Here is a 16,258-nt window from a genome sequence, read left to right on the forward strand (position 1 = left end):
ACCCTCGCTAGGCACTCTGATCTAAGGGCTGTGTTGATGCGACGGTACCTAACAGTTCACCGTCAAACAACTTCACCTGCTTAGGGGCCATATCGGCATAACGGGGATCGTGAGTCACCATACATATTGTGGTGCCCTGCTGGTGTAACTCAGCAATTAACTGCATCACTTGGTCGCCACTTTTTGAGTCCAAGTTACCTGTGGGTTCATCGACAAGTAAAATCGTTGGCTCAGTTACCAGCGCACGCGCTATCGCTACACGTTGTTGCTGGCCACCTGAAAGCTGATTTGGGGTATGCTGCGCTCGGTGTGACAAGCCAACTTTTTGCAAACAAGACTCAACGCTTTGTTTTATTTCTGACTTAGTGAGTTTCTTGCTCCGATACTTTAGTGGCAATGCCACATTGTCGAACACCGATATTTCATCAATGAGATTAAAAGACTGAAATACAAAGCCAATATGCTCATTACGTAGTTCAGCAGCCTGATCGAGTGTTAATGACGTCACATCGTGACCGCCGATGGAATATACTCCGCTGGTTGCGCGCTCAATTAACCCCATAATTGAAAGTAGCGTCGATTTGCCACATCCAGAAGGGCCAGAAATCGAAATAAAATCACCTTGGTCAACGACCAGTGAGATGTTTCTCAGTGCATGTGTTTGAAGTTCTTCAGTTTCGAATACTTTATTTATATTTTTTAGCACTATCATCATGATATTCCTAATTTAATGAGATCGTTTCACCTAAGCTAGCAAGGTGTGCTAGGTCAGAAATGATAAGTTCGCTTCCAGCTGAGACGCCAGAATCTATAACAATATATTTTCCTGTTGAAGTACCAAATTGGACTGGCACTGGGTGAGCGGTGTGTTTACCGTTTAGCTTGAACAGCGTGTGAGTTTGATTGTCTTTGGCATTAGCTGGTCGCTGCACATAAATTGCGTCTTTGATGTGCTTAATGGCAATGCTCGCTGAAATACTCAGCTGCGCACGCGCTTGTTTTGGCAAATTATTGGGCAAACTTACTTCGACTTCCACTGTGTTATCTGTCACCACAGGGTCAATGCGAATAACATTGCCCTTTACCCTATCGTTTTGCATTTTTACCGTGACGACTTGACCTGTTTCAATCCAGCGTACTTGCGATTGCGGGACAGATAACACAGCGACAAGCGATTGATTTGACCCGATAAGCGCCACCATATCACCAACATTGACTCGCTGCCCTAGCGCCAAAGGCATCCGCTCTATCATGCCAGAAGTACTTGCTCGAATAACAAGCTGCTTCTGTTTGTCCAATAGGTTTTGTAATTCCTGCTCACGAATGGCAATTTCTTCATTCGCTAACGCAAGCGCTGAAGTATGTAGCGCTTCCAGTTGCTGTGAACGCTTTTCTAGCATGGTGATCTCATGCTCTAAGGTGCTCAAGCTGGTTTGTGTTTGGGCAAACGTCAGTGCCGAAATAATCCCCTGCTGGGCCAAGTCTCGCTCCGCTCGGTGACGTAGTATCAAAGTTTTTAACGCTCCTTGTTTTTGCGTCAACAGAGTTTGTTCATTGAGCAATTCTCTTTGTTGTGAGAGCGCTAGCTGCTCATACCCTGTCTTTGATTGACGCAATGCTTGCATCGCTTGCTGTACTTGCAAATCAAGATCTGGACTAGTTAATTCAACAATGGCTTCGCCCGCCTCCACAACCGCACCAGCTTTATGGTAGAGCGCTTTTACAATGGCGGCAGTTTGTGCATTTAGTAAGTGCTGCTGCGCACTACGTAACTTCCCAAAGCTATCCACCGATAAATTCAGTGGCCCTTGTTGCACCTGTGCAATAAGCACCTCACTGCGCGCTATGCGATGTTTAGAGTCAAGCAACAGCCACACAACAAGACACATGATGATGCTCACCACAACGCTCGCGATGACATAAAATTTGGTTTTCTTAGGCTTTGCTGGTTTAACTAAATCCATTTTCCCTCCTTACAGACCATCTGTTAGGAGCGAAAACTGTGCCAAAAAATAATACCCATACATATCAAAAGCTTAAACCAAAACTATAACTCAAGGTTTAGTGTAATCTCCGATATCGTATCACCTATTTCGGAATCGGAGCGGATTTGTTGTGTTGATTACAGGGTGATTTATCTTTTGTTACATTCATTTGGACTGGAGTTTCTGACATCACAAAATGTTTTAGGTACACTCAAATTTTTATAATTTTTGGTCTAACAACATGAGAAAAACAGCATTGAGTATTGCGCTCGCTCTGACATTTGCCAGCGCGCCTAGCTTCGCTAAAAAAGACAAAAAAGAAGAAGAGAAAACCATCGCCTCGCTGATTGAAAACAAAACCAGTATCGATGCGTTATTTCCACTTTATCAAGACAACAAAACAGGTGAATACCTGATGCAGCTGAATGCGTCTCAGCTCAATACCCCATTTCTATATTTTGCACATACCGTTGATGGCGTCACAGATGCCGGTCACTACCGTGGTGGTTACCGCGAAACTAAGCTGATTGAGTTTAGAAGACATTTTGATCGCATTGATATCATCAGTAAAACTCCTCGTTTTGTCTTTGATCATAACTCAGCCATTGCTAATGCTAGTGATGCGAATATCAGTGAAGCAGTATTGGCGAGCATTAAGATTGAAAAAGCAGAAGACGATAAAATTTTATTTAAAGCTGACAAGCTATTTTTAAGCGAGTCTCTTCATAAAGTTTCTCCGTGGAAACGTGCTAACGATAAAAATGCCAGTAAACGGTTCGCACTAGGAAAGCTAGATGCGAAGAAATCACGGATCGTAAAACACCGTCCTTACAGTAATAATCTAGATATCGTCGTCGACTATGTATTTAGCAACCCAGAGCCTAAAGTCAGAGGCTCAAATGCCATTACTGACCCTCGTTTTGTGACATTAAAAGTTCAGCACAGTTTTGTTGCATTGCCAGAGAATGACTATCAACCGCGTTACGATGATGCCCGAATCGGATATTTCACCAATCAATTTGATGTGCAAACATCTCCAGATTGGACGCCTTACAAAGATGTGATCAAACGTTGGGATCTCGTGAAAAAAGACCCAAATGCAGCGCTTTCAGAACCAGTAGAGCCGATTGTATGGTGGATAGAAAATACCACACCACTTGAGTGGCGAGATACTGTTCGAGAAGGGGTATTGGCTTGGAATAGTGCGTTTGAAAAAGTTGGTTTTAAAAATGCTATTGTCGTAAAAGTACAACCTGATGACGCTGACTGGGATGCAGGAGACATCAATTATAATGTGTTGCGCTGGACTTCCTCTCCTCGCCCACCATTTGGCGGTTATGGACCTGCTACTGCACACCCACTAACAGGTCAAATTCTTGGTTCAGACATCATGTTAGAGTATGTATTCATGCGTAACCGCTGGATCTACGATTCTCTGTACTCACAGGGGCAAGCAAGCCAAAGCGCAGATCCCGAGCATCATGCCCTGCACTGCTCTTTGGGACATGAGATGCAAGGCCAATTAATGACAGCCAGCCTAGCAACAGGCGCAGACATTGAGCGTAAAGAAATGTTACGTCAAGGTCTAGTGCAACTGATCCTACATGAAGTTGGCCACACCTTAGGACTCAATCACAATATGAAGTCTTCGATTTTGTGGGGACCAAAAGAGATCCATGACGCATCAAAAACACAAGGGGTGTTAACGGGCTCGGTGATGGACTATGCACCAGCAAACATCGCGCCTGTGGGAATGAAACAAGGTGATATTTTCCAAACGAAACCAGGTCCATATGATAATTGGGCGATAGAGTTTGGTTATAGCCCTGCACTACAAGATGAAGCGCAAGAACAACTACGACTTGAAAAGATTCTATCTCGCTCTGGTGAACATGCCCTCGCTTTTGGTAATGATGCTGACGATATGCGTGCACCTGGACGTCATATAGACCCTCGAGTCATGATTGGGGATCTATCATCAGACCCAGTGACGTATGGTGTAGATCGTATGACACTGATCAACCAACTATTCACTGAGCTAAAAGATAAAGCGAGAGTCTCAGGCCAGTCACATCAGCAACTATTAACCTCAGCTAACATCTTGTTTAGCCAGTACAGCGGCCAAGCTCGAGTTATCTCTCGTCAAATTGGTGGGGTATATGTTGAACGTCAAGTAGTTGGTACTGAGAATGACACTAAGCCATTCATGCCAGTGCCACAAGCGCGTCAAAAAGCAGCAATGGCGGCGTTAAAAGACATGGTGTTTGCACCTAACGTGCTAAAAAACATGCAGCCATTATACAACTATATGCAGGCTCAGCGTCGCGGTTTTAATCACTACGGTAAGAACGAAGATCCAAAAGTGCATAAAATGGTACTAGGTATGCAAAAGTCAGTGCTTGATCAAGTGCTCCACGCAAACGTGTTACAGCGTATCAGTGACTCTGCCTACTACGGTAACCAGTATAGCCTTAACGAGTTTTTAAATGATCTTAGTGCTGCTATTTTTGTTGATGACAAGCATGCAACAACACTAAGCCGCAACCTACAAATTGAGTATGTAAATCGACTTATTAAAGTTGCAGGTCTCACGAAAGCGAGTAAGTACGACAATTTGGCAAAATCAGCTGCGCTGTATCAGTTGCAACTTATTTTGGACAAGGACACCTCATGGGGCGCTGATCAAGCGACGAAAGCACACAAAGCGTATCTTGATCGCTTAATCACTAAAGCGTTAGAAGTGTAATAGCGATTTAGAACGAAATGAGCGTGGCGATTGCTACGCTCTTATTTTGCTATTTAGTTGCTCTAAATAACCTGAGCTTCGGATAATTAATGCCTTTCTAGCAGCCAATTTTAACGCTAACTGGTATTACATCGCTCAAGCCAATGCTGGGCGAGAGCGATAATATTGGATGCAGCCAAGCTGAGCCGCATTAGTAAGTAAGATCATCACAAACATCATCACATGTGCCACGCTGACATGAGCAAGGCTCAACTCCGCCGCTAGTCCTATTCCACCAGCCAAGAATTGCAGAGAAAAATACCTTGCACTTAAATTAGAAACATCACCACTTTTTAGCGTTTTATATGTTTGTGGCATCACACGAATAGAGCTCATAACCAGGCCAAGATAAGTGAGCGCTTCAAATACCACCGATGCGGCCAAATTGGTAATCATTAATAATGTAAATGGCAACGCCGATGCACCCAGTAACAATGCAAGTTGATTACGCTGTTTGGTGCTTGCATTATAGCGAATAAAATAATATAAAATTAAAGCACTTAGTAATCCAGTGACCACAAAAGGCAGCACCATAAAGAAACGTTCAAAAAAGACGTTGTAAGCAATAAAGTAAGTGCTTTGCGCAACACCAAAGCTCATCATCAACAGCGATACACCTGACGCACTGCGATTTTTACGGATTTTCCCAATCAAAGGAATAAAGCTTAAAACCAAAACGAAAGAGGAAACGATCGGTAAATACTCGCTCAATGCAAACTCCAAATGTATAAAATGTTGCTAAGTTAAAGTGCTGTAAAACCTTTACTAAAAAACAGTAAAATAATGATTTTTAAGGTTTTATTTTTTGAAGGCGCGCATTTTAAGAGCTAACTTTTAAAATACAAGAATGATGGCGAGATCAGTATTGAGTGTGTTGGCAAGGTTAAAATACAGGCGTATAAAAATAAATACAGGGAACTCACAATGAAATGGCTATTTGTAGTACTTACCGCGATTGGACTGCTCGGGTGTAGCTCAACACCGACTTCTTCTACAGCTGATAAACCAAGTATGACGGTTGCCTCATTATTTAATCACACATTATTCACTCCTCAACCTGTAGTATCAGAGCAAGCTATCTTTTCACTGCCGCAGAGTGAAGTGCAAGCACTGTGGCAATATGTAGAAAAACACAAAAATAGTGACATCACCATAGATGAGTTACTCGGTAACTTTTTACAAAATAAGATTGGTGACTTTAGCTATGATGGCGCAACATTTATCGCCAAAGATGCCCTCTCACAACGCTCAGGAAACTGTATTTCGTTAGCAATTGTATCTCAAGCTTATGCCAATGTTTTAGGGATAAAAACCAGTTATGCTAAAGTTGATAGCTACCCTGTTTACCAAAAAAATAAAAGCTTTGTCCTGACCTCCAGCCATTTTAAAACCAAATTGATCACCCCAAGAGAGCAAGAAAACGATAGTATGATATTTTTTTCTTCGGGTACCATTATTGACTATTTTCCCAATCAAGACAGTGTGTTTTCTGGCAATGCAAACTATGCAGATCTGGTTGCGAAGTTTTATACCAACTTGGCTGTTTCAGCTTTATTAGCAGCAGACTATGACAAAGCTTACTCGCTACTGATGGCAGCACTTGAGTATGCACCCAATGATCCAGAAACAATTAACATTTCCGCGCTGTTACACAAACACGTAGGCGATAGAGTACGTGCAAAACAAATTTACGCCTACGCAGCACAGCAGCAACTTACTAGCACTAACCTACTTCTTAATTATTTAAACTATATACCTGCGGATCAAACCGCCTTGAGAGAATCTATTTTGGCACAACTCGAGCGCAGTCCTGCCTCTCCTTTTGACACACTAACTCTGGCTTCGAGTTATATTGATAAGCAAAACTATAGCAAGGCTAAAAAGCTCATTGAGCCACTGCTATTAAACTACCACTACCTGCCTGAGATCCATGCTGAGCTGGGTAAAATCGCTTATTTAGAAGGTAACCTTCAAGCGGCATTAGTATATTTTGATCAGGCAATTAATAAGTCCAGAGAAACATACAAAAAAACACTTTATAGCGCGAAACAAAACATGCTAACGCAACTGATGATGCAATAAAGCAATATTATCAATGCACAAGGTAAATTATTTGTATATTTTGTAAATAAAAACTTTACAATCCACACAGTCGTTTCTACTTTGGTGTATGGGTGTTTAAAAAACGCGCTAAATTTGTGCGCTATAGTGCACGTAGGTTATACCAGTTACCGTAATTACGTAGTCTATTTTGAGGCGAGAAACTCTTGTCGATAACACCGCTACCGCGTCCTGCTATCGGCAAGATAAAAATTTCGCTACTTAGTTGCTCTAAGTTAGAAATTTTTACGCAGTTAACTCCTTCAAACAGAGCAAGTATTAAGGCTAATTGGTATAAGACCAAATGGCTCGCAATGACCAATCACCCACTAAGCAATCTACGCTAATCACACTCAAAAGGAATAACAATGCAACGACAAATGATTACTGCCGTATTGGGTTTGGCCTCTGGTCTGGCAATGGCGCAGGCAATGGCGCAGGCACCATTAACAGAAAACCAAATGATGGAATACACCAGTAAGGTGAGTAAAGCAACTATTGGTAAGAAGTATGATCTACATTTACCACTCGTATCGCAGCAAAGTCCCAGCATAGCTAACGCTTCAGCTGCAATTGTCCAGACAGTCTCCCACCCTGGCGCCAGTTATATCAAGCTACACTTTAAAAACCTGAACCTTGAACAAGGTGGCAAACTCATTGTGCGTTCAGAAAACAATGCCGAATACTACGCTTACAGCCAAGACAATCTTCGTGCTGCCACCATCGACCCTACGATATCTGATGATGGCATAACACAATTTTCAGCGATGTCGGTGTCTGCTGATAAGGTCATCGTTGAGTATATCCCAGGTGCAGGTAAAACCGATAAAATCCCTGAGATCGATTTTTACTATCATGGTGTTGAAGGTCAAAACTATCTTGAGAGTGCAACCGATGTCACTACTCTATCTACCTGTGGTGCCATGGAGCGTAAAGATGTACAGTGCTGGGCGCAGTCACACCCAGTGGAGTTTGAGCGCTCACGTCCTGTGGCTAGGCTATTAATGAATGGTAGTGGCTTATGTACGGGTTGGCGTGTCGGGGCTGATAACCGCATGTTTACCAATAATCACTGTGTTGGCTCTGCATCAGAGCTGGCAAATACTGAGGTCTGGTTTAACTATCAAAACACAAGCTGTAATGGAAGCCAACGTGAAACGGTCGTTAAAGTGACGGGTAAAGACTTCCTAAAAACAGATTACACCCTAGACTATACGCTTTTCACCATTAATGATTTCGCCAAAGCACAGCCGTTTGGCTACTTTGGGCTTGATGTGCGCAACCCATCTCAAGGCGAACGTATTTATATCCCACAACACGGTTCTGGCAATCCAAAAGAGTTGTCAATTGAGTCAGACCAAGACAATAGCGGCCTTTGCTCTGTGAACCAAGCAAATGCCAATGGTAGGGGAGCGGGCACAGATATCGGCTATTATTGTGACACTATTGGTGGCTCTTCAGGCTCTCCAGTACTGGCAGCTGCAACTAACAATGTTGTCGCACTGCACCATTTAGGTGGCTGTACTAACAAAGGTGCCAAAATTAGCCTGATCTGGCCGCAAGTTTCTAGCCACTTCGGTGGTCAGATCCCGGTTGGGGATAATGGCACAACCGATCCCACACCAATCGCCTTGTTTACCTATAACTGTACTGACCTTTCGTGTAGTTTCGATGGTTCAAGTTCCAGCTCACCCGATGGTGCCATCACACAATATAGTTGGCAGTTTAGTGACGGTGCAACTGCATTAGGTGCGCAAGCATCACACAGTTTTACAGGTTCGGGTAGCTACAATGTTGAGCTCACGATAACGGACAATACTGGTGCAACGGCATCAACTAGTCAGCAAGTAACTGTGAGCCTACCAGGTGAAGAGCAAAAGCTTTTCAAAGGTGTGGCAAAAAGCAACTTGTCGGGAAGCAGCGGTAGTGAGATGTTTTTCTACTATGATGCACCGGCGGGGGTAAATACAGTGACCTTCAATATTAGTGGCGGAACAGGTGATGCAGACCTGTATGTCCTCAAAGGTCAAGAGCCAACTACCAGCAATTGGACTTGTCGACCTTACCGCTACGGTAACAATGAGTCTTGCAATTTAAATGAAGGGGCTGGTCGTTATTGGGTGATGATCCGTGGTTACAACGCATACTCAGGATTACAAATTGTCGCAGACCATAACTAATACCGTTAGTTACAATTGTAAACTGGTATAAATTGCAGTGTAAATCACATAGAGCGGGGTTTGCCCCCGCTTTTTTGACTACAACTCGTACCAAACTCCGAGCCAAACTCGGTTTTCATTTGCCATGTTATGCCCTTCTACGCGACCAATACCAGCACTAAAATACAGATCGGTTAAACCCGCAGGGGCAAAATTTGCGGCTCTGCCTAACACGGTTTTTGATAATGATGATTGCATTTTTATCCCGTAGCTTTGCCCAATAACGCTACTATCAACTTGATGCTGCTTATAGAATAATTTAGGTCTACCTTGCTGCCATGAGGTCGCAAATTCGTAACCCAAATAGCGACTACCTGTGGCAAACAAATAAGGTAACATTGGCTCACTTATGGCGTTCAAACCGTGACTAACTGAGGTACTTGTCAACTGACCACCGCCAAGTGAAATAGGGAGACTATTACTATAACGACTATCAACCGAAGCATAGAAAGGAATATGCCACGCTTTTGCGAATAAGTTTACTTGGTAATCAAAGCCATTTAGCTCTCCCAACCATTGACTAGCAGATACATGCAGCGCAGTACCATGTTGCTGTGCATCCCAAACCAAATTGCCGTTTGCCCCATAGCGGCTGCCGTTCCAAACAGTGTCACCCTGTTGTATCCGAATTACACCAAATTCAGGCGTTACATTATTGAGTATGTCACCAAAACGATAGCTAGATGTGAGCGCAAATTGCTTAAAGCGAGCTTCATTCCCCTTTCCTAATATTGCATTGGATTGCTTATCCGGTGCGAGATCTTGATACCCCGCATCTAGCGTTGTTTTCCAATTATGTTGATGGTATTCAAGCTGAGCAAACCCTCCCAATAACGCTCCATTATTAATGCTTTTCTCAATCCCCAACTGCCATGAAAGCTGCCTCAACACATCTTGTCCTTTTAATGCCACGCCAACACTGTCAAAGGCAGCGCTGTGTAGTGCACCGGATAAAGCAATGGAGTAAGACTGTTCAGATGCCGAATACGCCACGGCCTCGTGTGCTGTTTGATCTATTTTCGCAGGTGGTAGTTGATGTTTATGCTGCGCTTTTCGCTCAGCATTATCGACGGGCTCCGATACCCGAACGACTTGCCAACGCGGTGAAACAATTTGCGCCAATTTGACGCCATCAGGAGCCGCATAACTAACAAATACCTTTTGAGAGTGTACCAATACTTGCTTGAGTGGCTTTGCGTTTTTCGGTAAGGTTTCAAGTTTGCGGCTCGACAAATCATAACGCATCACTTTCATATGACCTTCAAGCCCTGAGATGAAATAGAGTTTATGTTCATCGCCTGACCAATGTAATGCCGTTAGATATTGGTGCTGCTTTGGTAGATAGACAATATCAATTAAATTGCCTGTAAGATCTTCAACTACCAGCTGCCAACGTTTATTTGGAGACACGCGCAAATAGGCTAATGTCGAGTTACTTTCAACTAATACAGGGAAATCATAGACATCACCAAGTTTTGCTGTAGTGATCGGAGTCAGCTCGCCAGAATCCAGCGCTATTTTCATTAATTGAGAATAGCCCTGACGCGATACCTCAGCGATGATAGTATTCGCATCAATAATACTAAAACGGCGAATACCAGTACCACGGGTTAGCTGCTTTAATACACCTGTATCACTTTGCCACAAGAACAAATCATTGACGAAGGTATGCTCTGAAGTTGGTGTTTTTGCGACAAAATAAATGTGCTTGTCATTGAGCCATTGTGGGTGATAGATCCCACCAAAGTTATGAGAATTAAATTGTGCAAGACGCTTTTTTGGAAAGACTTCCGGTTTAATATCCGGTACGTCTTCTGGATCAGCAGCCAAGATGGCTTGATTGCGCATGTTGAATTGCTCAGCAGCTTCGTCATTGTCTTTAGCTTCATAAATCCCTAGTGTCACTCGACGGTTATGGTCTTGCTCTACCACTAAGAACCGGCTTCGATCCGGCGAAAACACAATATCTCTGGCATCAAATGAAAACGTCTGCCACAACTGGCTTGCTGTTGGTGGCAGTGCCAATTCTTGCTGCATAGCTTGATAACTGTACTCAACAACAAAGCGTCGATATAACTGATTGGCAGATTTTCCAAACGCGCCTCGAAAAGCAGTTTCAAAATTACGAGACTCAAGCGCTTGCACTCTTGTCCATACCGCATCGAGAGTCTGCGCACCATAATTATCTTCCAACCATGCTAAAAAACGTACACCCACTAAATACGCCATAGAATTAGAAAGATAAGATTTATCACCATTGTTTAACGCACCATAAGTCGGCAATGCCCCCTGCTGCGCATAGTAGCGCACAACGCTCTCACTGTAGTTGTCGTACAGCCGTCCACGACCCGTTAGTCTTGACTCCAACAAAGTGGCATACCCTTCACTCACCCAGCGTGGTAGTACTGCATCCAGCAAGTCAGTAATATCGTGCCAATCACGCAGATGCTGACGCCACAGGTTGCGGCTCGGCTGAGAAAGGTGTACCAAATGGATATATTCATGCAAAATCAAAAGCTGTTGCCAGCTCGTGTTGTTTGCGATAAAGGAATCGGATTGGGGAGGCGTTGCCAGCAGTGCCATCATTGGTTTATCTGTGCTAGGTAACGCAAAGCCATTTGCCGCATTATCAGGGTCATAGATCACCACATCAGCGCGCTCATCCAATGCCCTCCCTTGCTGGGCTAGCACTTTCTCTCTTACAATTTCTAGTTCATTTGCCGCTGAATAGGCCCAGTGTTGCAATGAGCGGGGATAGTGGACATTAAAATTATCAGTTTTAATGGTTAGCCATTGAGCCTGTGCACCAAAATTTGCCACAGCGACTAATACGACGAGTAGAGCACGCATAACCTGTCCTAAAACGCTTAGATTATGACTAGCTTATCAAGATATTGAGAGAAAAAGTGTGATTTTTATACTTGTTAGTCGTTAAGTTTCGTTATTGTTGCTGTGGCTGTGCCAGCGTTATAAACAGGCTGAGTACACCCAGAGAAACAGCAAATACAAAAAATATCACTGTCGTACTTAGCCCAGCTTGCCACTTTGCAGCCGCAATCAAAGTTGCGCTTAACAGCACCGCACATTTCGCTTTGGTTTGCCCTTGAGGTTGACAAGACTTGGAGTAACTATTCGCGACAAACATAAATGCACAAGCCAATAGGTAGGTGAATAGCATATAAAAGCTCCTTGCTGAGATTTCGAAGACAACATTTATTATATGCTAATGATAATTATTATCAAATAGAAAAGATCATTTTTACTTGTCCACCTGTCTCTGTATTTTCACACACCAGTTGTCCATCATGTAGCTCCACTATATTACGGCTAAAAGTCAATCCAATGCCTTGGCCAGCAGCTTTGGTCGAATAAAATGGTGTAAGAATATTATCCAAATTAGCAAAACCAGGACCATTATCAAGCACTTCAATAACAGCCTGTTGCTGCTGGTAATACGCTTTTAACGTTAATTGTGCCTCTGTTGTGCATGCCTCAATGGCATTTTTGACTAGGTTAATCAATACTTGCTCAATCAGCGCTTTATCTAGTTGTAAGCTACTCACAGTACAATTTACTTCGATGTCAGTTGACTCAAACAAGGCTGCCACCGACGATAGCAACATCTTCACAGAGATCGGCTCTCGGGTTAACTCTGGCGTTTGTGTGACTTTTGCATATTGGCCAACGAATTGCCGTAGATGCTGGCAACGCTGACCGATCACACTCAGCGCCTGTTTATCTCTATCATTCTGTGCTTTAGCCAGTAACGTTTGCGCTAAAGAGCTCACCGGTGTCAAACTATTATGGATTTCATGGCTGATAACTCGGATCAGGTGCTGCCATGCGGCCAGCTCTTGCTGACGCAGAGCTTTGGTAATATCTAACGCCACCAATAAAGAAAACTGCTTACCCTCTTGAAAAAATTCACTGCTGTGTAGCTGCCATCGCGACTGTTTTGTGGGATCTCGAAACTGCCAATGCCCATCCTGCTGCATTAGTCCAAATTGAGTGACATTTACGCCTTTACATTCTTGCCATGGACGATGATAAAGTGACGAAAAAGCGCCATTGGCATACGCCAATTTCAAGTTATCATCAAACATTAAAATGGGCGTATTTAAGCTGTCAATTAGCTGATAAATAATAAATTGTTGGCTATGATAACGACGCTTTTGAGTATGAAGCTGAGTACTTAGTGCCAACAGCCGTTGCTCAAACTCAGCAACCACACCTGTTTTATAGTGGGGCTTCATTGTTTGAGTAAAGTCGCTCTGTGCTATGGCTTCTAGCTGCCAATTGGCACGTGTGATAATACGCCGACAATGGGATAACACCCGCAGTTGTAAAGCGCTTAACAAGATAAAGACACTCGATACTATCACCCCGACCCATACGATATGTAATGGAGACTGAATAAGTAATAGCAGCACAAGTATCGAGCAACTTAGGGTTAATACGGTGCAATACCAGTTGAGCCGCTGTTCGGCACTAGTTAGCAGTTTTAAGGCCATACTTTTCTAACCGCCTATAAAGCGAAGAAGCAGTTAACCCTAAGGCTTTAGCCGCAACGGCGACGTTTCCTTGAGCGCGCTGCATCGCTTGCTCTATCATATCGCGCTCGACTTGTTGTAAAGTCTGTCCAGAACCACTCGGCACGATTGAAGGCGCATGTTTAAACCGTAATTGGCAATCGCTTAGCGCAATATAACCACCTTCAGCCATCAACACTGCCCGCTCTATCACGTGACTCAATTCTCGAATATTACCCGGCCAAGTATGTTCTACCAATGCCGCCTTAGCTTCATCGCTTAATTGCCTTACAGGTTCACCATATTGCTGGCTGTACTTGGCAATAAAAAATTCAGCCAACGGTACGATATCCCCATGTCGTTCAGCCAGTGGTGGCACCTCAATCACTATGGTATTAATACGGTAAAATAAGTCTTCTCTAAACTCACCGGCGCTAACCATCTGCTCAAGATTGGCATTAGTTGCGCAAATGAGCCTGCAATCCGCTTGTTGAGTTTGACTACTTCCAACGACTTCAAAACTGCCATTTTCTAAAACGCGTAACAATTTGGCTTGCAACGGTAGTGGGATCGTCACTATTTCATCAAGAAATAATGTTCCACCTTGTGCCATCGTAAAGCGCCCTACCCGATGCTGTTTTGCATCAGTAAAGGCACCTTTACTGTGACCAAACATTTCACTCTCAAACAAAGATGCAGGTACAGCGCCCATGTTAACCTCCACCCAAGGTTTTTGAGCTCGCTCAGAGTGTTGATGTAACCAGTGAGCTAAATGGCTTTTTCCAGTTCCGCTAGGTCCTGTCAATAATACTCGTGCCTGTGTTTTCGCAACTTTTTCAAGCTGCTTATACAGCGAGCGCATCACGCTAGATTGCCACTGGAACTCTGAGGTAGTAGGCACCTGTGACATGATATTCGTTTGCTTTGCCGTGATGGTGAGTTGTTGTTGTATTGCTTGTAGTAATTGCTGGTTATCCCATGGTTTTTCGATGAAGTCACACGCACCAAGCTGCATTGCAGATACAGCCAAGGTCACATTCCCCCAACCGGTAATGCAGATCACCGGCAGCGTAATGTGCTGTGACTGTAACCACTGTAAAAAAGCAATACCTTCATTTCCCGAGGTGGTATCGCGAGCAAAATTCATATCTAACAGCGCAAGGGCAATCTTGTGTTTAGTAATGAGTGTTTTAGCAAGCTCAGGTGTGTCGGCTTCAATTACATTAAAACCCTGATCTTCCAAAAAAAATGCAGCACTTAGACGAACTTCAGCGTTGTCGTCAATAACCAAGATGGTCGGATTTTCCATAGCAGAGTTTTTATTCTTTTATTGCTTTTGCGGAGCGAAGTTACTCCGCAAAGATTTCATTTATGCCAATTTACTGAACCTGAGCTCAAAAGATGTAATATCACGCTAGCTCGCAGTTCTTTCTTGATACAAAGCAAATTTGTGCGTCAATAGCTAAACAAATTTAACGCTGTAGTAAGAGGTAACAGCTGCTAGAGTTCAAGTTATTATCCCGAATTCAGGTTGCTCAGTTATTTGCTTAGTTAAGTGAGCTACTTTTCACCGAGGAAACCTAGTCGGCATCACCACTATCACTACGACCTATACATCCTTATGCTATTTAGTTTGTACTAAATAACAACATTTAATGTCGTTAGTGTTTGATTTAGAAGCAAAGCACACACAAACACGCGTTATAACCAGCGCAGCACCGTGCCTAGTGTATGACTTTCTCCAGGTGCCAACTGTACAGCATCGTCCATAACATTCGCAGCTTCCAAGCACAGCATGTTGTGGTACTCCTCGTCATTAAAATTACTTAGGCGTTGTGACTTCTCAATCCAGGGGTTCCACAATACACAAGAGCTAGATTGCTCACGTTTTACTTCAATAATTCCAGCTGGGGTATTAATCGTTTGTACTGCGCCCGCTTGGGTATAAACCATGTCTGTTTCGCGCGCAAAACTCACTATCTCATTTTGCTCATATGGGCCTTCACCAAATTCAATATACTTAGCACCTTGTAACCCATCCACCGTGGTGCTGCCAATCTCTGGTGTCGGAAAATAGGTGTGTAAAGCTTGTGTCAGAGTGAAAGGCACATCACCTGTATTCGTATTGGTCAGTCGCACAGCCAGTTTATCTGAAAGCACAAATTCAACTGCTAATGTTGATTGATGGGGCCAATATTGCGCTTCGACCAAGGTCATTGGCAAAGTGAGTTTTACGATAATTTCGTTGTCGTTTTCTATCACACTATCAGCACGCCAGACCAATTTACGCGCGACGCCATGGATAGGCCACTCAGCCTGACTATGCACGCCAAACCAAGGCCAACAAATAGGAATACCACCACGAATTGGTTTTCCTTCGAGATAATCTTCAGCCTCAGAAACCCAGATTAAGTTGCCTTTTCCAGCTGGTGTAAACTCCGTCAGCTGTGCGCCTTGTAAAAAAATCTTTGCCTGACACAGTGCACTGTCAACCCAGATATATTCCAGACCTGACTCTGTGCGCTCAATCGAAACAGAAGGTGATAGTTCCATGGTAATTCCTACGTCAACTCGATGATATGCTTACCTTACCACTTAAATACTGCGAGTAAACTGTTATCAATCATTTTGAAACTTATT

At 43.5% G+C, this 16,258-nt stretch carries 11 protein-coding genes; 3 read left to right on the forward strand and 8 right to left on the reverse strand.

From position 1 onward, the window contains the following. Positions 1 to 7: 7 nt before the first annotated feature. Both J8Z24_RS16070 and J8Z24_RS16075 read right to left on the reverse strand, forming a co-directional pair. A complete protein-coding gene (locus tag J8Z24_RS16070) occupies positions 8 to 712 on the reverse strand; it encodes an ABC transporter ATP-binding protein (RefSeq protein ID WP_125250832.1) in 705 nt (234 codons plus the stop codon). Between the two features lie 10 nt (positions 713 to 722). Beyond that, positions 723 to 1,964 carry an efflux RND transporter periplasmic adaptor subunit gene (locus tag J8Z24_RS16075; RefSeq protein ID WP_252094988.1) on the reverse strand — a complete coding sequence of 414 codons (1,242 nt, stop codon included), beginning with the start codon at positions 1,962 to 1,964 and terminating at the stop codon, positions 723 to 725. 262 nt (positions 1,965 to 2,226) lie between these two features. On the opposite strand from J8Z24_RS16075, the gene J8Z24_RS16080 reads away from it, so the two are divergent. Beyond that, on the forward strand, positions 2,227 to 4,731 hold the full coding sequence (locus J8Z24_RS16080; protein ID WP_252094989.1) for a zinc-dependent metalloprotease: 2,505 nt from the start codon (positions 2,227 to 2,229) through the stop codon (positions 4,729 to 4,731). Between the two features lie 135 nt (positions 4,732 to 4,866). Here J8Z24_RS16080 and J8Z24_RS16085 read toward each other — a convergent pair whose 3' ends face one another. Continuing rightward, positions 4,867 to 5,481, reverse strand: a complete 615-nt coding sequence (locus J8Z24_RS16085) for a PQ-loop repeat-containing protein (RefSeq protein ID WP_147388978.1) — start codon at positions 5,479 to 5,481, stop codon at positions 4,867 to 4,869. 213 nt (positions 5,482 to 5,694) lie between these two features. Between J8Z24_RS16085 and J8Z24_RS16090 the strand changes: the two genes are divergently transcribed. Continuing rightward, the gene (locus J8Z24_RS16090) at positions 5,695 to 6,852 is read left to right on the forward strand and encodes a tetratricopeptide repeat protein (protein ID WP_176033404.1); all 1,158 of its coding nucleotides are present in this window, start codon (positions 5,695 to 5,697) and stop codon (positions 6,850 to 6,852) included. Positions 6,853 to 7,238: 386 nt separating this feature from the next. Continuing rightward, positions 7,239 to 9,050 (forward strand): PKD domain-containing protein, encoded by a 1,812-nt coding sequence (locus J8Z24_RS16095; RefSeq protein ID WP_252094990.1) that lies wholly within the window; start codon positions 7,239 to 7,241, stop codon positions 9,048 to 9,050. A gap of 78 nt (positions 9,051 to 9,128) precedes the next feature. On the opposite strand, the gene J8Z24_RS16100 is transcribed toward J8Z24_RS16095, so the two are convergent. The 5 genes from J8Z24_RS16100 to J8Z24_RS16120 form a co-directional block, all read right to left on the reverse strand. Then, positions 9,129 to 11,939: a TolB family protein gene (locus tag J8Z24_RS16100; RefSeq protein WP_252094991.1), complete on the reverse strand. Its 2,811-nt coding sequence runs from the start codon at positions 11,937 to 11,939 to the stop codon at positions 9,129 to 9,131. Positions 11,940 to 12,030: 91 nt separating this feature from the next. Further along, positions 12,031 to 12,267 (reverse strand): hypothetical protein, encoded by a 237-nt coding sequence (locus J8Z24_RS16105; RefSeq protein WP_125250737.1) that lies wholly within the window; start codon positions 12,265 to 12,267, stop codon positions 12,031 to 12,033. Positions 12,268 to 12,328: 61 nt separating this feature from the next. Beyond that, entirely contained in the window at positions 12,329 to 13,600 is a 1,272-nt protein-coding gene (locus J8Z24_RS16110; RefSeq protein WP_147388975.1) for a sensor histidine kinase, read from the reverse strand. Further along, positions 13,578 to 14,927, reverse strand: a complete 1,350-nt coding sequence (locus J8Z24_RS16115) for a sigma-54-dependent transcriptional regulator (protein WP_176033401.1) — start codon at positions 14,925 to 14,927, stop codon at positions 13,578 to 13,580. The genes J8Z24_RS16110 and J8Z24_RS16115 overlap by 23 nt, the downstream gene beginning before the upstream one ends. A 392-nt stretch (positions 14,928 to 15,319) precedes the next feature. Continuing rightward, positions 15,320 to 16,171 (reverse strand): D-hexose-6-phosphate mutarotase, encoded by an 852-nt coding sequence (locus tag J8Z24_RS16120; protein ID WP_125250740.1) that lies wholly within the window; start codon positions 16,169 to 16,171, stop codon positions 15,320 to 15,322. Positions 16,172 to 16,258 lie beyond the last annotated feature (87 nt).

Source organism: Pseudoalteromonas sp. SCSIO 43201 (genome assembly GCF_023716725.1).
Lineage (GTDB): Bacteria > Pseudomonadota > Gammaproteobacteria > Enterobacterales > Alteromonadaceae > Pseudoalteromonas > Pseudoalteromonas peptidolytica.